Below are 16,753 nucleotides of genomic sequence, written 5' to 3' on the forward strand. Positions count from 1 at the left end.
GGGTGGCAAAGCGCAGGCCCAACAGGGGAGGGATGGCTCCCTCGGTTGGAAACAGTGATATAACTTGTCGGACGCTGGTCGCTCTCTCCGGAGTATTACCACCCTGGCACGGGTCAAGACTCCAACGGTAGGCGAATCCTTGATACTGACCACCCTGACGGGCGTCCAGCGGGTAGGAAGGTGGGGTTCTGGTCTAGGACCAGACCCCATTGCATTGAGGTCGGGTTGCAATTCGCCGGAGAGAGCGAGCAGCGCTCGAAATTCATTCTGCAGACCCCGCAATTCTGAAAGGTGTGACCGTTCGTGCCTCCATCGGTCTTACCGGGGCACCATACCCTTTATTTTTTGCTTATGTCAACCACAAAGTCCAACATCTCGATGAGTTCAGACGCCACACCGCAGGATATGGGGGTCACGCCTCCGACGGTCGGTGATGAGGGACAGCTCTCTATCACGGGTCTGGCCGCCGGAGGCCGAGGTGTGGCGCGGGATTCCAGCGGACGGGTCTGGTTTGTCCGGGGTGGGATTCCCGGCGATCGGGTCGTCGCGCGGGTCACGAAGATCCGGCCCCGTTCGGGAGAGGCCGAGGCGCTGCGGCGGCTCGAGGATGGCCCGGGACGACGGGATCCGATCTGCCGGATCCAGGATCGCTGCGGTGGCTGCCCCTGGATGGTCCTGGACGAGTCGGCCCAGGCCGACGCCAAGACGACCCTGGTGCGGGACGCCCTGGAGCGTGTGGGACGGCTCCGGGAGCCGGCCATCGAGCCGTTGCGGCCGGGAGACCCCGGCCTGGGCTATCGAAGTCGGATCGAGTTGACCTTCTCGCCCCACCGTCGCGGCAACCAGCTGGGATTCCGGCGCGGGGGGAGCGGGTCGCTGGTGGATGCTCCCCGCTGCGAGATCTTCGAGCCCGCAGGGGATCGACTCCTCCAGACCGTCCGGGAACTGTTGCATTGTGACGGGCGCTCGACGCAGAGCGAACGGAAGGTCCCGGAGGACGCGCCACGAATCACGCTCCGAAGTTTCGACGGCGGGACCGCGTTTGCGGTCACGCTGCGGGTCCAGAAAAAGCGCATTCCGGATGCCGAGGGTTTCGCCAAGGCGCTGGTGGAGCGTCTCCCGGAGGTCCGGGGCGTCGTGGAGTTGACGTTGCATCCCGGCGGACGCTCGATCGTCAAACGTCGAACACTGGCGGGAGACGCGACGGTCAGCCAGACGATGGCCGGCGTCTCATTCGAACTCCCCATCGATGCCTTCCAGCAGGTCCACGTCCAGGCGGCCGAGGCGCTGATGCAGGAGGCGATCGCGGAGATGCAGGTGAAGCCGGGCCAGCGGTGGTGGGATCTGTACGGCGGTGCCGGGGTCTACGGGATGGCGGCGGTGCGGGACGGCGCGGCGGAGGCGGTGGTCTGCGAGATCGATCGTGGCCTGGTGGAGGCCGGTCGTAACGCGGCGTCGGGATCCGGTCTTGAAGGCGTGACGTTTGTCGCCGACGACGTGTTGAGATTCCTCCATGCCGCCCAGGACGGCGCAACCCTCGACGGCGTCGTCGTCAACCCTCCTCGAGGGGGGCTCGGGCGTGAGGGCGTCGCGGCGTTGGTGGCCCGAAGGCCCCGTCGGTGGATCTGGATCTCCTGCGATCCGGTGACGTTCGCTCGCGACCTGAAAGACGCCCTCGCGGCCGGCTATGTTCTGCGACGGCTGGTGCCGTTCGATCTCTTCCCTCAGACGGCCCACGTCGAGACGCTGGCCGTTCTGGAGGCGTCAGGGTAGAGGCCCACCGGCGATCGCGGCCAACACCGTCTCGGCGGCGAGTGTCCGATTCAGGTTCAGCCGCAGCCCGGAGCGGACATGCTCGATGCTGCGCAGGAGTGCGGCGACCCGCACCGGTGTCAATCGACGACCGCTGACGGCCAGACGCGCCGCAAGATCGGCGTGGATCAACGCGGGGTTCTCCTTGTCCAGCGCCGCCCGTCCGGCATCCCGCAGCAGACCGGTCAGGAGATCGACGTTCTCGAGCCACTGGGTCTCGGTCTTGCCGGCCAGGGCCACGGCGGCAGCCGGCAGCTCGGCGATCCCCTCGGGACCTAGAAGCAGCGTCTCGAGGATCTCGAGAACCGCGGCACGACGCTCGGACGCCGATTCCACATCGAGTTCCAGCGCGAGACCCGCCCGTCCCTCGGCCAGCGCCGCCCGTGGCATCGCTTCGTCATCGGCGATGCCACGTTCGACGAGTCGCTCGGAGAGGTCTCGTGTGGCGAGGGAGGCGAAACCCAGCGCGAAGCTGCGGGAGCGGACCGTCGTCAACAGCAGATGGGGACGTGCCGCCACCAGAATCACCACGCCGTTGCCCGGAGGTTCCTCCAGCGTTTTCAGCAGCGCGTTCTGGGCCGCACGATTCATCGCGTCGGCCGGATCGATGACGAAGACCCGGCGTGCACCGAGGCGGGGTGCCAGTCCGGAGAGGCGTGTCATCTCCCGGATCTGGTCGACGACGATGTCCCGACGGAGGTCGTCCTCTTCCGTGGAGCCCGTGGCGGACTTCTTGGGCATCCGACTGACGATGGCGAGATCCGGGTGACCCTCGACGTCGAACGCGTGACAGGACGGGCAACGACCGCAGCGGATCGGCTGTTCCGTACAGAGCAGCGAGGCCGCAAGACGACGGGCGACGAGTCCCTTGCCGATTGACGACGGACCGTGGAGCAAGACGCCGTGCGGCAGACGCCCATCGTTGAGGAGACGCGTGAGGACCTCGATCGGTCGCTCGTGTCCGAGAATCCCGTCGAAGCCACGGGCCGTCACGAAGGAACCTCCAGGAGATCGTCGATCGCCGCACACACCCGGGCATGGACGGTCTCGATCGAATCGTGGCCATCGACGACATGGATCCGCCGGGGCTCCCGTCGGGCCAGGGCGCGGTAGCCATCGTGGACCCTGCGATGGAACGCCAACGTCTCGGCCTCGAAGCGCCCCTCGGCGGCGGCGCAGCCATCCTGGGCGTCACGGGACCTGGCCCGTTGCAGCCCCTCCGCCGGATCGATGTCGATCCACAGCGTTCGATCGGGACGCCGATCGAGGGGGGGCAGTTCGTGCAGTCGTTCGATGGTCTCGACGCTCAGACCCCGCCCATAGCCCTGGTAGGCCACGGTGGCATCGAGGTAGCGGTCACAGAGGACCAGCGCCCCGCGGGCGAGAGCCGGTTGGATCACCTGGGTGAGATGTTGCGCACGATCGGCGGTGTAGAGCAGCAGTTCGGTCTCGGCGGCCATCGGTTGGTCGGTCGGTCGGAGCAGCAACCCACGCAGCGCACGACCGATCTCGGTACCACCGGGCTCGCGGGTGCAGACAACATCCCGCCCGGCGGTGGTCCAGCGTTCCGCCAACAGACGTAGTTGTGTCGATTTACCGCAGCCCTCGGTGCCCTCGAAGGTGATGAACCGGCCGTTCACGTCGTCACTCCCACGGGACGCCCTAGCCGATGGGGAACGCGGCGTTCTCGAAGTAGGCCAATGACGCCGCCCGATCTCGTGCGAGTTGGTCGGCCAGCGACTCCGGTCCGTCGAAGCGGGCCTCTTCCCGCAGGTGGGTCAGGAAGCGGACGGTCATCTCCTGGCCGTAGAGCTCGCCATCGTAGCCCAGCAGATGGGTCTCGACGGAGATCGCCCCGTCATCGAACGTGGGGCGGGTCCCGACGTTGGTCATCCCGCCATAGCGAGTCGCGGTGACGAGACACTCGGTGATGTAGACGCCGGTCGCCGGGAGGAGACTGCCTGAGGTCATCAGGTTGGCCGTCGGGCAATCGAGCTTCCGACCGCGACCCTCGCCACGGACGATCTCGCCGACCAGTTCGAAGGGACGACCGAGCATCCGCGCCGCCTTGTCGACATCGCCGTTGGCGATCGCCTCGCGGATACGGGACGACGAGACGGGGAGGTCATCGACGACGATCGGGTCGACGTCGTGAACCTCGAACTCGAACGACTCGCCCAACTCACGGAGGAGTGGGACGTCTCCCTTGCGACCCCGTCCGAAGCGGAAATTGTCGCCGACATGGATCTCGCTGAACTGGAGGTTGGGTGCGAGGGTCTCGCGAAAGAAGCTTCGGCCATCCTGCACCGCAATCCCACGATCGAAGGGGATGATGCAGAGATCGCTGATCCCGGTGGCTCGCAGGCTGTCCAGCTTCTGGCCGCGGGTCTGTATCAGGCTGGGCTGTCGCTCCGGCGCCACCACACTGAGCGGGTGAGGATCGAAAGTGATCAGGAGCGAGCGCAGGTCTTTCTGTCGTGCACGCTCGACGATCCGTTTGAGGATCGCCTGATGACCGAGATGGACCCCGTCGTAGTTTCCGATGGTCGCGACGAAGCGTCCGTCGTCCTCGGGTAGTTCCTGCAGTCCGTTCCAGATATTCATGGCATCGTCAACCAGCCCGCCGGGAGCGTGCGAAGCAGGATCTGCAAGACCAGGTTGGCGTACAGACCTGCGACCAGATCGTCCAACATGATACCCGTCGCGCCGTGCCGTTTCTCCAGTCTTCGTGCCGGAAACGGTTTCAGCACGTCCATCAGCCTGAAGAGGAAGAAACCGGCGGCCAGCGTGCCGATATTCAGCGGGACGAACCAGAGCGTCAGCATCTGTCCCGCCACCTCGTCGATGACGACGGGACCGGGATCGTCCATGCCCAGCTCTCGCTCTGCGTGACCGGCGGTCGCGAAGCCCGCGAGCGTCACGACGACCGTTCCCGCCACGAGGGCCAGCGGATGAACCATGCCACCGAGCAGCATTGCGAAGAACAAGCCCGGGAGCGAGCCGAAAGTCCCCGGGGCGATGCCGACGAAGCCGATGCCACATGCGGTGGCGACCAGCATGGACGGGTCGATCCGTCGTGAGGCTCTATGCGGGTCCAAGGACTCTCCCCACCATGTCGTAGCCGGCGCGCTCGGTCAGTTCGACGCGTACGAAGTCGCCGGGTGCGGCCACGCCGTCGTTGATGAGTACCTGACCGTCCACATCGGGAGCCTGCCCGGGTCCGCGACCGACGAGCAGATGCTCGGTCTCGGGGTGGGCGCCCTCGACCAGGACGGTCCACGTCTGTCCGAGGCGGCTGTCGTGCTCTCTGAAACGGATCTCCTGCTGGCAGGCCATCAGTCGATCGTGACGCTGCTCCTTGATCTCCTGGGGCACGTCGTCGGTCATCGAGATCGCCGGGGTGTTCTCTTCATGAGAGTAAGTGAACACGCCCAGATGATCGAAGCGAGCGGCACGGACGAACTCCAGGAGATGCTCGAACTCCTCGTCGGTCTCACCGGGGAAGCCTACGATAAGCGTCGTCCGCAGCATCGGATCGTCCATCGCATCGCGGAAACGCTGCAACAGTTTCAGGTGTCCCTCGCCGGAGCCGCCCCGTCGCATGCGCTTGAGCATCGCCGGGTGGGAGTGCTGAAGCGGTAGGTCGACGTAGTTGACGACCCGCGGCAGCGCGGCCATCGTCTCGATCAGGTTCTGTGTAATGGTGTTGGGGTAGAGGTAGTGCAGGCGGATCCAGCGTAACGCCTGAACCTCATCCAGCGCGATCAACAACTGAGCCAGGCCGTCGTCGAGACCGATGTCCTTGCCGTAGTGGCTGGAATCCTGGGCGATCAGATTGACCTCGCGGACACCGCCTGCCGCCAGGCGACGCGCCTCGCGAACCACGCTCTGGGGGTCACGGGATCTGAAGCCGCCGCGGAAGCCGGGGATCGCGCAGAACGAGCAACTGTGGTCGCAGCCCTCGGCGATCTTGATGTAGGCGGAGCGACCGGGCGTCGCCGGTAGGCGAGGGGTCGCGTCGGTGTACAGGTAGGTCGCAGCCACCGGCTGCGACGATCCGGCCATCGGGAGGTCGCTGGTCGGCGAGGACTCACCGCCTGCCAGTGCGGTCACGGTGTGCAGTCCGTCGAGATCGATGTAGCCGTCGACCTCCGGCAGGTTCTCTTTCAGTTGATCCGGGTAGCGCTGCACCATGCAGCCCGCCACGAGGAGTCGCTGTAGCTTTCCGGTCTTCTTTAACTCGGCGGCTTCGAGGATGGTCTGCAACGACTCTTCCCGCGCGTCGTGGATGAAGCCACAGGTGTTGACGACGATCGTATCGGCGTCGGCGGGATCCGTCACAAGCTCGAAGCCGTCTTCCTGCAGATGTCCCAGCATCACCTCGGTGTCGACGAGGTTCTTGGCGCAGCCAAGGCTGATGACCCCCACGCGTCGTCGCGTTCGGTCCTCGCTCAAGGATAGAGCCGATGGATCTGGCGCGGGTAGGGGATCGTCTCCCGCAGATGGGGGATGCCGCACATCCAGGTGACGACCCGTTCGATACCCATCCCGAACCCGGAGTGCGGTACCGAGCCCTGCTTGCGGATGTCGAGATACCACTGGAACGCCTCGACCGGCAGGTCGTGGTCCTGGATCCGTTTCAACAACAGATCGTGGTCGTGGATTCTCTGGGAGCCGCCGATGATCTCGCCGTAGCCCTCGGGGGCGATCACATCCATCGCCAGCGCCTTCGTCGGGTCGTCGGCGTCGGGTTGCATGTAGAACGCCTTGATCTCGTTGGGCCAGTGGGTGACGATCACCGGTCGATCGAAGCGCTCCGTCAGGAGCGTCTCATCAAGGCCGCCGAAATCGCTGCCGTCGGTGAAACGGGGGGCGCCGGCCTCGTCCATCCGCGCCTGCATCGCAGGCTCGAGGAGGATCTTCGAGGCCTCCGTGTACGTCAGTCGCGGGAACGGTGGGACGATCGCCTCCAGCTTGGCCGGGTCCCGTTCGAGTGTCTTGAGTTGTTCCTTGCAGCGGTCGAGGACCCTGGCCGCAATGTAGCTGACGAACTCCTCGGCAAGCTCCAGGAGAGCCGGCAACTCCATGAACGCGACCTCGGGCTCGCACATCCAGAACTCGGTCAGGTGACGTCGGGTCTTGGACTTCTCCGCCCGGAACGTCGGACCAAGGCAGTAGACCCGGCCGAACGCCATGCAGGCCGGCTCCTGATAGAGCTGGCCGCTCTGGGCCAGATAGGCCGTCTGTCCGAAGTAGTCGGTCTCGAAGAGGGTCGTCGTGCCCTCGCAGGCCGCCGGCGTGAGAATCGGGGCGTCGATCAAGACGTACCCGCGCTCGTAATAGAAGTCGCGACAAGCCATCAGGACTTCGTTGCGAACACCGAGCACCGCCTGCGGAGTTCGTGAGCGCAGGTAGAGGTGTCGTTGGTCGAAGAGGAACTCCGGGCCATGTTCCTTGGGCTGGATCGGGAAGTCGTCGGACTCGGCGATGACCGTCAACTCCTGCAGGGCCATCTCGTAGCCACCGGGCGCACGGTCGTCCTTCTTTACCAGCCCGCGTACGGCGACGGACGACTCGATCGGTGCTGCATCAACGGTCTCGAACAGCTCGGGGCTTACGTCCTTGACGAACGCCACGCACTGCAGGTAGCCACTGCCGTCTCGCACCACGAGAAATTTGATGCGGCCGGAGGATCGTTTCTGGGAGATCCAGCCCTTGATCGTAACGACCTGGTCGACGTGGTCGCCCAGTTCGTCGATGTAGACGAAGTCGCGAGTCATGGCCAAAACCCTCGAATCAGGAATGGGCTTCCTGAGACTTGCGGTACTCGCCCATCACCTGTTCGCGTACGTTGCTTGGAGCTTCTTCGTAGTGGCTGAACTCCATGTGGTACGTGCCGCGATCGGAAGTGATCGACTTGAGTGTGGAGGCGTAGGTCAGCATCTCTGCCATCGGCACCTGCGCGCGGATCACCTGGTAGTCGCCATCGGCGTCCATCCCCTGTGGCTTGCCGCGCCGGGAGGACAGGTCGCCCATGATGTCGCCCATGAAGTCCTCGGGAATCGTGATCTCGACGTTCATGACCGGTTCCAGGAGCGTGGGCTTGCACTTGTCCATCGCCGCCTTGAAGGCGACCGAGCCGGCGATCTTGAACGCCATCTCCGACGAGTCGACGGTGTGATACGAACCGTCCACCAGCGTCACGCGGAAATCGATCATCGGGTTGCCGCTGAGCCAGCCACGGGCCGCGGTCTCGACGATGCCCTTCTGGACGGCGGGACGGAAGTTCTGAGGGATCGATCCACCGAAGATCTTGTCGACGAACTCGAAGCCGCTGCCGCGGGGGAGCGGTTCCATCTCGATCACACAGTCGCCGAACTGGCCACGCCCACCGGACTGCTTCTTGTGGCGTCCGTTGACCTGGCCCGATCTCTTCTTGATGGTCTCGAGGTAGGGGACCTTCGGCTGCTTGAGGATCGCGTCGACTCCGAACTTCTTCTTCATCTTGGCGATGGCGACCTCGACATGAACCTGGTCGGTACCCGAGAGCAGCAGTTCGTGGGTCTTGCCGTCGCGTCCGGCCCGCAGGACGGGGTCCTCGTCGATCAGTCGGTGCAGCGCCGTGCTGATCTTCTCTTCGTCGCCCTTGGACTTCGGTTCGACGGCGAACGAGATGGACGGTTCGGGAAACGCGACCGGCTTCATCTTGATGGCGTGGGCAGGGTCGCAGAGTGAGTCGTTGGTCTGGGTGTCCTTGAGCTTGGCGACGACGCCCAGATCGCCGGCGTGCAGCTCGCTGATCTGCTCGATCGTCTTGCCCTGTGAGTAGGCGACGTGCGCGATCCGCTCGTTCTGGCCTGCGCGGACATTCAGCAGGGTCGCGCCGTCAGTGAGGGTGCCGGAGACGACACGGAACAGCGAGAGCTGCCCGGCGAACGGGTCGGCAACGGTCTTGAACACGAAGAGTTTGACGGGATCGTCGGGCGAGATCGGGCAGTCGACCTCTTTCCCGTCGGCGTCGGTGCCCTTGCGGGGCCGAGACTCGGTCGGCGCGGGCATCATCTGGACGGACAACTCCAGCAGGTCCTGGATCCCGACACCATGAAGCGAGGAGGAGCAGAGGATCGGCATGACGGTCCGTTCACGGAGACCCTTGGCCAGACCCTCGCGAACCTGTTCGTTGGTCAACTCGCCGTTCTCGAAGAACGCTTCCATCAGCGCGTCATCGGTCTCGGCAACCATCTCGACGAGCACCGCGCGGGCGGTCCCGGCCGCATCTTTCAGCTCGCCCGGAATGTCTTCCTCTTTATACGTGCCCTTGCCGTCCTTCTCGTAACGGTGGGCCTTCATCGTCAGCAGGTCGACGGCACCGTCGAACGCCGCCTCCTCGCCGAGCGGGATCTGCAGCGGAATGGACTCGCGACCGAAACGATCCTGAATCGCGGCGACGGTTCGTTCGAACGACGCGCTATCGCGGTCCATCTTGTTGACGACGAAGACGATCGGCAGGGTGCGTGCCGTGGCGAAACGGAAGGTCCGTCGGGTGATCACCTCGGGACCGGCGACGGCGTCGACCAGGATGAACGCGGAGTCGGCGACGGCGACGCCGCCGAGCGCATCGGCGACGAAGGACGAATACCCCGGCGTGTCGATCACGTTGATCTTGTGCTGATTCCACTCGACCGGTGCGATGGCCGTCTGGAGGGAGATCTTGCGGTGGGTCTCCTCATCGTCGAAGTCGGTGACTGCGGTGCCGTCGTCGACCTTGCCGAGACGCTTGAGCGTTCCGGAGGTGAACAACAGATGAGACGTCAGGGTCGTCTTTCCGGAGTCGCCGTGACCCAGCAGCACAACGTTGCGAACGTCCTTGGTCTTGTAGACCTTCATCGAATGACCTCCCGCGCAGGCGGTTTCCAGCCGCGAAATCTCGACCAGGTTTGAGGGGAACGCGGGACTATACCACAGCGTTCGAAACCCCCTCAAACGACGACATTGCGCAGATTCTTGACCCCTCCCCGGGGGGAACCTACGTTTGCCGGGTCTGCCTCGTTGACGATTCCCGGAGGGGGTTCGATGATCGTTCAGTGTCCCTCATGCCAGACGGCCTACCGTCATTCGTTTGACGCGGCAATGGCCGCCTCGCAGGTCGCGGCGTGTGGCCAGTGCGAGACCCAGTTCCCACTGGGCCGACGGAAGGCCTATCGGGTCGCTCAGGCCGTGGATCGGCAGGACGACGCGGCGATGGGAATCGGCATGGATCATCCGGGGCTTGCAGCTCCGCTGGCCGCCGCAGGCGAAATGCCGGAGCAGCCCGAACGGGACCTGCCGGCCAGCCCCGAAGCCGGGCAACGCTTCCACCCACTGACCACCGTGAGCGGCCTCGCGACGATCGGCGCCGCCGCAGGCTACTATGGGCCGTCGTTGACGACGGCCAGCTGGCCGATCATGACCGGCGCCGGAGCCGGTGCCGTTCTGGGACTCGTAGGTGGGTGGGTATGGATGCGACTGTCGAACCGCCAAAACTGATCGAGGACACCACGACCGCTCCCTGCCCCCATTGCGAGGAGCCGGTTCCTGAGACCGCGGCCATCTCGACCCACCTGTTCCGCGAATCGATCTGTCGCTGCGACCGATGCAGCACTCGCTTCTTCTGGGAGGCCGGTGAGATCGTCACCGAGGAGTCGGTCCCGCAGGACGGCGAGGTCGAACTGGCCCACGCGGTCGAGATGGAGATGCAGCAGACCCTCGCGACTCGTTGGGCGCTGGTCGATCGCGTCACGGTCCGCCGCTATCTGAACGGTCTGACTCGCCGATTGGTGTCGCATCTTCCGGGGGCACCAGAGGCCCCGCGCGTCACGCTCTGCGACGATCCCGGCTGGTGGGCCCTGGCGATGCCGTCGGGCACCGTTCTGCTCAGCACCGGTCTACTGGCGAGCCTCGAGGACGAGGCGGAGTTCGCCTTCGTACTGGCCCACGAGTTCGCCCACGCGGCGTCTCGCGATGTCGCCATGAAGATGGTGCGGCTTGGCGTCGACTCGCTGTCGAAGAACGACGGTCAGGATGCCGAGAAGGGTTGGCTGGATGCCGCCGAGGACATGATCGCGCTCGGGTTCGGTCGCGAACGGGAGCACGCGGCCGACGAGGTCGCCTTCCGGGTTACTGCCGAGTGTGGCTACGACCTCCGTTCGGTGGATCGATTTCTGGATCGTGTGACCGATCGGGTGCGCGTTCAGGATCCCGTCGTCACCCGCTACGCGGTGGCCCACCCGTCATCGAAGGAGCGCAAACGACGACTGGACAGCTTCCGCCATCGACAGCCGATCTCGGATGCGGGCCGGATCAACCGCGAACCGTTCCGCCGCATCGCCGTCGCCGCCACTCGCGATCCCAGCTGGGAGAGTGTCGACGAGCTACGAGGGGTCGAGTCACGTCCCGCAGGTCGATCGCGACCGCGCTGGGGGCTCTGGCTGGCCTGGGCGACGCTGGGTGGGTTGGTGATCCTGGCCTGGCGGCTGCTGGGTGCGCCACTGGGCTGAGTCGCGCTAGGATCGGGCCCCTGAGGAGGTTCGATGGCCGTCAAACGCGCTCGCCTGGGTTCCCACATGTCGATCGCCGGGGGCATACCCCTGGCGCTGGAGCGTGCCGATCGTGTCGATTCGACGGCGCTTCAGGTGTTTGTCAAGTCGGCCCGCCAGTGGACCCCGAAACCGTTGCCCGAGGACGACATCAAGGCGTTTCGGCAGGGGCTGGAGGCGCGGGGTCTCGGACCGTACGTGATCGCTCACGCGACGTACCTGATCAATCTCGCCTCCCCGGACGAGGCGATGCGCAAGCGCTCCATCGACGCGCTGGCACAGGAGATCGAGCGATGTGAGTTGCTTGGAATTCCCGGTCTGGTTCTTCACCCCGGCTCTCACATGAAAGACGGGGAGGAGGTCGGCCTCGAACGCGTGGCCCGTTCACTGGATGCGATCTTCGCGCCGAAGAGAAGGGTTCGAAAAGGCGCGGTCAGGGTGCTGCTCGAGAACACCGCCGGCCAGGGAACCAATCTGGGTCACCGGTTCGAACACCTGCAACGGATCCTCGAGTTGGCGAAGTCGCGGGAGCGACTGGCCGTCTGCTTCGACACCTGTCACGCCCTGGCGGCCGGCTACGACGTCGCCACCCCGTCCGGCTACAAGGCGACGATGAAGGAGGTGGAGTCCACTTTCGGCACGGAGAACATCCGGGCCTTCCACCTCAACGACTCGAAGCACGAGCTCGGCAGCCGACGCGATCGACACGAGCATATCGGCGACGGACATGTCGGCATCGAGGGCTTTCGCGCCTTGCTGAACGACCGACGCTTCCACGACGTCCCGATGGTTCTCGAGACCGCCAAGGACGAGGATCTCGAGGACGATCGTCGTAATCTTGCGCGCCTGCGAGCGTTGTTGCCGAAGTCACGCCGTTGAACGTCGACGATTTCTCGTTCGACCTCCCGTCGAGCCTGATCGCCCAACGCCCGCTGCAGCGACGCGATGCATCGCGTCTGATGCTCCTGGGTCGCGGGGACGGCTCGGTGATCCATCGGACTTTCGACAAGTTGCCGTCCCTGTTGCGCTCCGGCGACCTGCTGGTCTTCAATGACACGAAGGTCTTGCCGACTCGCCTGTACGCCACCAAGGAGAGCGGTGGGCGGGTGGAGCTGTTGTTGATCGAGCCCGACCCGTCCACGGGCGACGATCGGGTCTGGCGCGCGTGGATGCGTGCGTCCCGAAAGCCCGCCGTCGGGTCGGCGCTGCGGTTGGCCGACGGCACCTCCGTCGAGGTCCTGGATCCCGATCGACACGGCCCCCGAGTCCGATTCGGCGATACGGGCGCGTCGGTCCTCAGCATCCTCGAAGAGTCGGGGCGGATGCCGTTGCCGCCTTACATCGATCGAGGATCCGACGAATCCGACGACGAGGATCGCGATCGTTATCAAACGGTGTTCGCCCGAAGTCCCGGCGCCGTTGCTGCGCCGACCGCGGGGTTACACTTCAGTCGGGAACTCCTGGGTCGTCTGGAAGACGCAGGCGTGGCCCGGGCGACCGTGACGCTTCATGTCGGTCCCGGCACCTTCCAGCCGGTCCGAGTGACGCGTGTCGAGGATCATCGGATGCATGGCGAACGTTACACACTCAGCGAGTCGACCGCGGAACAGATCCGTAAGACGCGCAGCGAGGGCGGTCGCGTCGTCGCGGTGGGGACCACCGTCGTGAGGACGCTGGAGTCCTGCATCGACGAGAGCGGCGAGATCCGTCACGCGGAGGGCCGGTCCGAACTTTTCGTCTATCCGGGTTTTCGTTTTCGCGCGGTCGATGCCATGATCACGAACTTCCACCTGCCGTCCTCGACGCTCCTGATGTTGGTGTCGGCGTTTGCCGGTCGGGAGTCGGTGCTGGCGGCGTATCGTGAGGCGATCGATCACGAGTATCGTTTCTTCTCCTACGGCGATGGGATGTTGATCCAGTGAGCGGATTCGGTTACACGCTGCTTGGCACAGACGGACTGGCGCGCCGGGGTAAGCTTACGACTGATCGTGGGGTGATCGAGACGCCGGTCTTCATGCCCGTGGGGACCGCCGGTACGGTCAAGGCAGTCACGGTCGACGAACTCGAGCAGATCGGTTGCAGCATCCTGCTTGGCAACACCTATCACCTCTACCTGCGTCCCGGTCACCGGGTCGTCGAGGAGCTGGGCGGTCTCCATCGCTTCATGAACTGGCGACGACCGATCCTCACCGATTCCGGTGGGTTTCAGGTGTTCTCGTTGTCCGATCGCCGTCGCGTGGAAGAGGAGGGGGTGCTGTTTCGCTCCCATCTCGACGGGAGTAGCCATCTACTCTCGCCGGAACGCAGCATGGAGATTCAGCAGTCCCTGGGCTCGGATATCGTGATGGTGCTCGACGAGTGCCCACCGTTCCCCGCCGAGCGCGAGCAGATCGAGTCCGCCGTCGATCGCAGCACACGATGGGCCACGCGATCGCGGGACGCCTATTCCGGTTCCGGCGCCCTGTTCGGCATCGTGCAGGGCGGGATCCATCTCGACCTTCGCGCACGAAGTGCCGAGGCCTTACGGCAGATGGACTTTCCGGGTTATGCCATCGGTGGTGTCTCCGTGGGGGAGCCGGTGGAGGCGATCGCCCGCATCGTCGGCGAGACGGCGGCGATGTTGCCGGTCGATCGGCCGCGCTATCTGATGGGAGTCGGACGACCGGAAGACCTGGTCGAATCGGTGGCGCTGGGTGTGGATATGTTTGACTGTGTCATGCCGACACGGAACGCGAGGAACGGCACCCTGTTCACCCGCACAGGGAAGGTCCACATCAAGCGTTCCGAATATGCCCGCGACCCCCGCCCGCTGGACGAGCAGTGCGGTTGTGAAACCTGTCGTGGTTATTCGCGGGGCTACCTGCGGCATCTGTTCCTCTCGAACGAGATCCTCGCGGCGCGACTCCACACGATCCACAACCTGCACCATTATCTGGAGCTGATGCGGGAGATTCGTGACGCCATCGACGAGCAGCGGTTCGATCGTTTTCGGCAGGAGTTTCACGATCGCAAGGCCCGGGAGACGACCGGATGAAGGATCTTGTCTTCATCGGTGACGTGCATCTCGATCGGGACGACGAGGCGCTGGCCGATTTCGTCGTGTTCCTGCAGAGTCTCGCCGGTCGGGTTTCGTGCGTCGTCCTGATGGGCGATCTCTTTAACCTATGGTTGGGTCACGAGGCGATGGAGCAGGCCCACCACCGGGCGGTCATCGCTGCGTTGGTGGCGCTTCGGGTTCAGGGCGTCCGGGTGGTCTACCTGGAGGGCAACCGGGACTACCGCGTCGGCCCTCGTCACCGCGGAACCACCTTCGATATCAGTGACGAGGCTCCGTGGACCGAGACCTTCGGCGGTCGGAGACTCTACGCGGTCCACGGTCACGGGCTGAACCCCGACGATCTCTCCTACCGTCGCTGGCATCGTTTCAGTCGTCTGTCGCCGGTGTGGGGCCTCTTTCATCTGTTCCCGGTCGCCACGCGAATCCGCTGGAGCGACGCGATGGAGCGACGATTGCGAAAATCGAATCGTCGCTTCAAGGGGACTCTGCCGGAGGAACTGCTGCTCGGAATCGCGGCCGACCGTTGGGACGCGGGCGACACCGACGTCGTGCTTGGACATTTCCACGTCGAGCGACGATTCGAGGTTGCCGGTCGCGGCCGGTTATGGGTCCTGCCGGAGTGGAAGGGAAGTCGCCGTCATCTGCGTCTCACGGCGGACGGCGAGATGGGCTTCGTGGACTCTATGTCGGTCCCGCGGAGTCCTTCTTCGAACTCTTCTTCGACCCCTTCGGCGTAACTTTAGGCTTGCGCTGGTAGATCATGAACTTGCGGTCCAGCGGGCGGTAGAGATCCGCGGCCTCCAGCAGGGCCTTGGCCGTCGTTCTCGGGAAGCCGATGACCTCGACCCGCGGGCCCATGCCCTTCACGCGTTTGACGAGTGAGGTGAAGTCGCCGTCGCCCGAAACCAGAACCACAACGTCCAGACGGGGCGCCGCCGCAAGGATGTCCAGCGCCAGCTCCATATCCCAGTCGCCCTTCGTCGAACCGTCGGCCCGAACCTGAAGCGTCTTTCGTCGAACCTCAATCGCGCGCTGTTCGAGGAGTTTGATGAACCCCGACTGATCGATCTCCTTCGACTCGACCACGTAGGCGGTGGCCTCGATCAATCGACGCTTCTCGGTGGCGGCTTCGAGGAGTGCGTGAAAGTCCAGCTTGCCCTTCAACTGCCGCGCACCGTAGTAGACGTTCTGGACATCGATGAAGACACCGACACGCGGTGTCCCGTCACGACTCTTGCTGCGCTTGCTGGCCCGGGGCTTGCGCACCGACTCGAGCGCGGTGACGAGTTGCGTGTCGAGGTTCTCCATCTTCGCCAGATGGGCCCGCTCCTGCTTGCCGTGATCCCGTCGGATGGATCCGAGTTCCTTGCGGAGTTGATCGATCGCCTCGTGCACCGGCCCCAGGGCGGACGCATCGAGACGGGCGCTGACCGTCCGGCGCGACGGTAGGGCCACGATGGACTCGGTTAACTTCTTCTGCTCGTTGCTGAGACGACGCAGCGTCTTGGCGACCTGGCTGCTGCCGTCGCCCGGTGGGGTGGCACGACCCGCGCGGGACTTCTGTCCCTCGGCCCGGCTGCGTTCCAGTTCGCGGCGCTGTCGCTCGCCGGCCATCCTGGCCTCGGCGAGTTCGCCCTTCCGCTGGATCAGGTCTCGCTTGAGGACCCGTTCGTTCTCTCGGCTCTTGGACAGCTGTCCCTCAAGATGTTTGAGCTTCTTCTCTAACTGCTCGATCCGCTTGTTGAGTCGCTGTTCTTCACGATGCGGACGCGTCGGTTCGGCGGCGCCATTTCCGTTGCGGGCAAGTCCCAGCAGGTGTTTGCGTGCCAGCAGCATCTCGAAGCTTGCGCTGTCGCCCTCGCCCTCGGAGGCGGCCACCAGCAACAGGTGTTTCCCGAGATTGCCACGGCTGCCGAGAAACGTCGGGTTGCTCAGGCGCCGGGCCTTCTCCTCGTCGGCAACCGCCTTCCACTGACGGGCCAGGGGGCGTAGCTCTTTCTGCAGGGTGCGGAGGATCGTCCGTCGAGTCGCCTCGTCTTTCTCGCTGCGAGCCACCAGGTCGGTCAGGAGTTTGCTGCGAGTCTGGCTACGCACCCGCATGCCGTCGTACTTGAGACCCGACGCCGTCACGAGGCGAACCAAGCGGTTCTTGTCCAGCAGGTCGTCCAGAACCCGGTGCAGGCCGTCGGTCCCGAGACGCTCCAGGATTTCCGGTTGGAGGGCGGACACGAGAACTCTCCACGATGACCGCTGCTCGAATTTAAAGCCCATGAAATCAGGGGCTTACAGGCGAGGGGGTCGCAGACGG

The 16,753-nt window shown here is 64.8% G+C and carries 15 protein-coding genes; 7 read left to right on the top strand and 8 right to left on the bottom strand.

Features of this window, described 5'->3' with window-relative positions:
* Nucleotides 1-351 precede the first annotated feature (351 nt).
* On the top strand, nt 352-1,773 hold the full coding sequence (rlmD, locus tag OES25_08165; GenBank protein MDH3627617.1) for a 23S rRNA (uracil(1939)-C(5))-methyltransferase RlmD: 1,422 nt from the start codon (nt 352-354) through the stop codon (nt 1,771-1,773).
* Here the strand turns inward: rlmD and OES25_08170 are convergent.
* The 7 genes from OES25_08170 to fusA are packed head-to-tail and all read right to left on the bottom strand — an operon-like array spanning nt 1,765 to nt 9,699.
* On the bottom strand, nt 1,765-2,805 hold the full coding sequence (locus OES25_08170) for an AAA family ATPase (GenBank protein ID MDH3627618.1): 1,041 nt from the start codon (nt 2,803-2,805) through the stop codon (nt 1,765-1,767). The genes rlmD and OES25_08170 overlap by 9 nt on opposite strands.
* Nucleotides 2,802-3,452 (bottom strand): dTMP kinase, encoded by a 651-nt coding sequence (tmk, locus tag OES25_08175; GenBank protein MDH3627619.1) that lies wholly within the window; start codon nt 3,450-3,452, stop codon nt 2,802-2,804. Before tmk ends, OES25_08170 begins: the two co-directional genes overlap by 4 nt.
* A 22-nt stretch (nt 3,453-3,474) precedes the next feature.
* Complete coding sequence (locus OES25_08180; GenBank protein MDH3627620.1) at nt 3,475-4,416, bottom strand: bifunctional riboflavin kinase/FAD synthetase; 942 nt, start codon at nt 4,414-4,416, stop codon at nt 3,475-3,477.
* Nucleotides 4,413-4,910 (bottom strand): phosphatidylglycerophosphatase A, encoded by a 498-nt coding sequence (locus tag OES25_08185; GenBank protein MDH3627621.1) that lies wholly within the window; start codon nt 4,908-4,910, stop codon nt 4,413-4,415. The genes OES25_08180 and OES25_08185 overlap by 4 nt, the downstream gene beginning before the upstream one ends.
* Nucleotides 4,897-6,267, bottom strand: a complete 1,371-nt coding sequence (gene rimO / locus OES25_08190) for a 30S ribosomal protein S12 methylthiotransferase RimO (protein ID MDH3627622.1) — start codon at nt 6,265-6,267, stop codon at nt 4,897-4,899. The genes OES25_08185 and rimO overlap by 14 nt, the downstream gene beginning before the upstream one ends.
* Nucleotides 6,264-7,592, bottom strand: coding sequence for an asparagine--tRNA ligase (gene asnS, locus OES25_08195; protein MDH3627623.1), 1,329 nt, complete (start codon nt 7,590-7,592; stop codon nt 6,264-6,266). The genes rimO and asnS overlap by 4 nt, the downstream gene beginning before the upstream one ends.
* Nucleotides 7,593-7,608: 16 nt before the next feature.
* Nucleotides 7,609-9,699, bottom strand: a complete 2,091-nt coding sequence (fusA, locus tag OES25_08200) for an elongation factor G (protein ID MDH3627624.1) — start codon at nt 9,697-9,699, stop codon at nt 7,609-7,611.
* Nucleotides 9,700-9,885: 186 nt separating this feature from the next.
* On the opposite strand from fusA, the gene OES25_08205 reads away from it, so the two are divergent.
* Genes OES25_08205 through OES25_08230 form a run of 6 tightly spaced genes read left to right on the top strand, consistent with a single transcriptional unit; the run spans nt 9,886 to nt 15,182 of the window.
* A complete protein-coding gene (locus OES25_08205; protein MDH3627625.1) occupies nt 9,886-10,338 on the top strand; it encodes a hypothetical protein in 453 nt (150 codons plus the stop codon).
* Complete coding sequence (locus OES25_08210; GenBank protein MDH3627626.1) at nt 10,308-11,348, top strand: M48 family metallopeptidase; 1,041 nt, start codon at nt 10,308-10,310, stop codon at nt 11,346-11,348. Before OES25_08205 ends, OES25_08210 begins: the two co-directional genes overlap by 31 nt.
* A gap of 33 nt (nt 11,349-11,381) precedes the next feature.
* Nucleotides 11,382-12,266, top strand: a complete 885-nt coding sequence (locus OES25_08215) for a deoxyribonuclease IV (GenBank protein MDH3627627.1) — start codon at nt 11,382-11,384, stop codon at nt 12,264-12,266.
* The gene (gene queA, locus OES25_08220) at nt 12,263-13,309 is read left to right on the top strand and encodes a tRNA preQ1(34) S-adenosylmethionine ribosyltransferase-isomerase QueA (GenBank protein MDH3627628.1); all 1,047 of its coding nucleotides are present in this window, start codon (nt 12,263-12,265) and stop codon (nt 13,307-13,309) included. Before OES25_08215 ends, queA begins: the two co-directional genes overlap by 4 nt.
* A complete protein-coding gene (gene tgt, locus OES25_08225) occupies nt 13,306-14,421 on the top strand; it encodes a tRNA guanosine(34) transglycosylase Tgt (protein MDH3627629.1) in 1,116 nt (371 codons plus the stop codon). Before queA ends, tgt begins: the two co-directional genes overlap by 4 nt.
* Nucleotides 14,418-15,182: a UDP-2,3-diacylglucosamine diphosphatase gene (locus OES25_08230; GenBank protein ID MDH3627630.1), complete on the top strand. Its 765-nt coding sequence runs from the start codon at nt 14,418-14,420 to the stop codon at nt 15,180-15,182. Before tgt ends, OES25_08230 begins: the two co-directional genes overlap by 4 nt.
* Here OES25_08230 and OES25_08235 read toward each other — a convergent pair.
* Nucleotides 15,127-16,674: an NYN domain-containing protein gene (locus OES25_08235; GenBank protein MDH3627631.1), complete on the bottom strand. Its 1,548-nt coding sequence runs from the start codon at nt 16,672-16,674 to the stop codon at nt 15,127-15,129. The genes OES25_08230 and OES25_08235 overlap by 56 nt on opposite strands.
* Nucleotides 16,675-16,753 lie beyond the last annotated feature (79 nt).

The sequence above is a fragment of the Acidobacteriota bacterium genome (assembly GCA_029861955.1).
Classification (GTDB): Bacteria; Acidobacteriota; Polarisedimenticolia; order Polarisedimenticolales; family Polarisedimenticolaceae; genus JAOTYK01.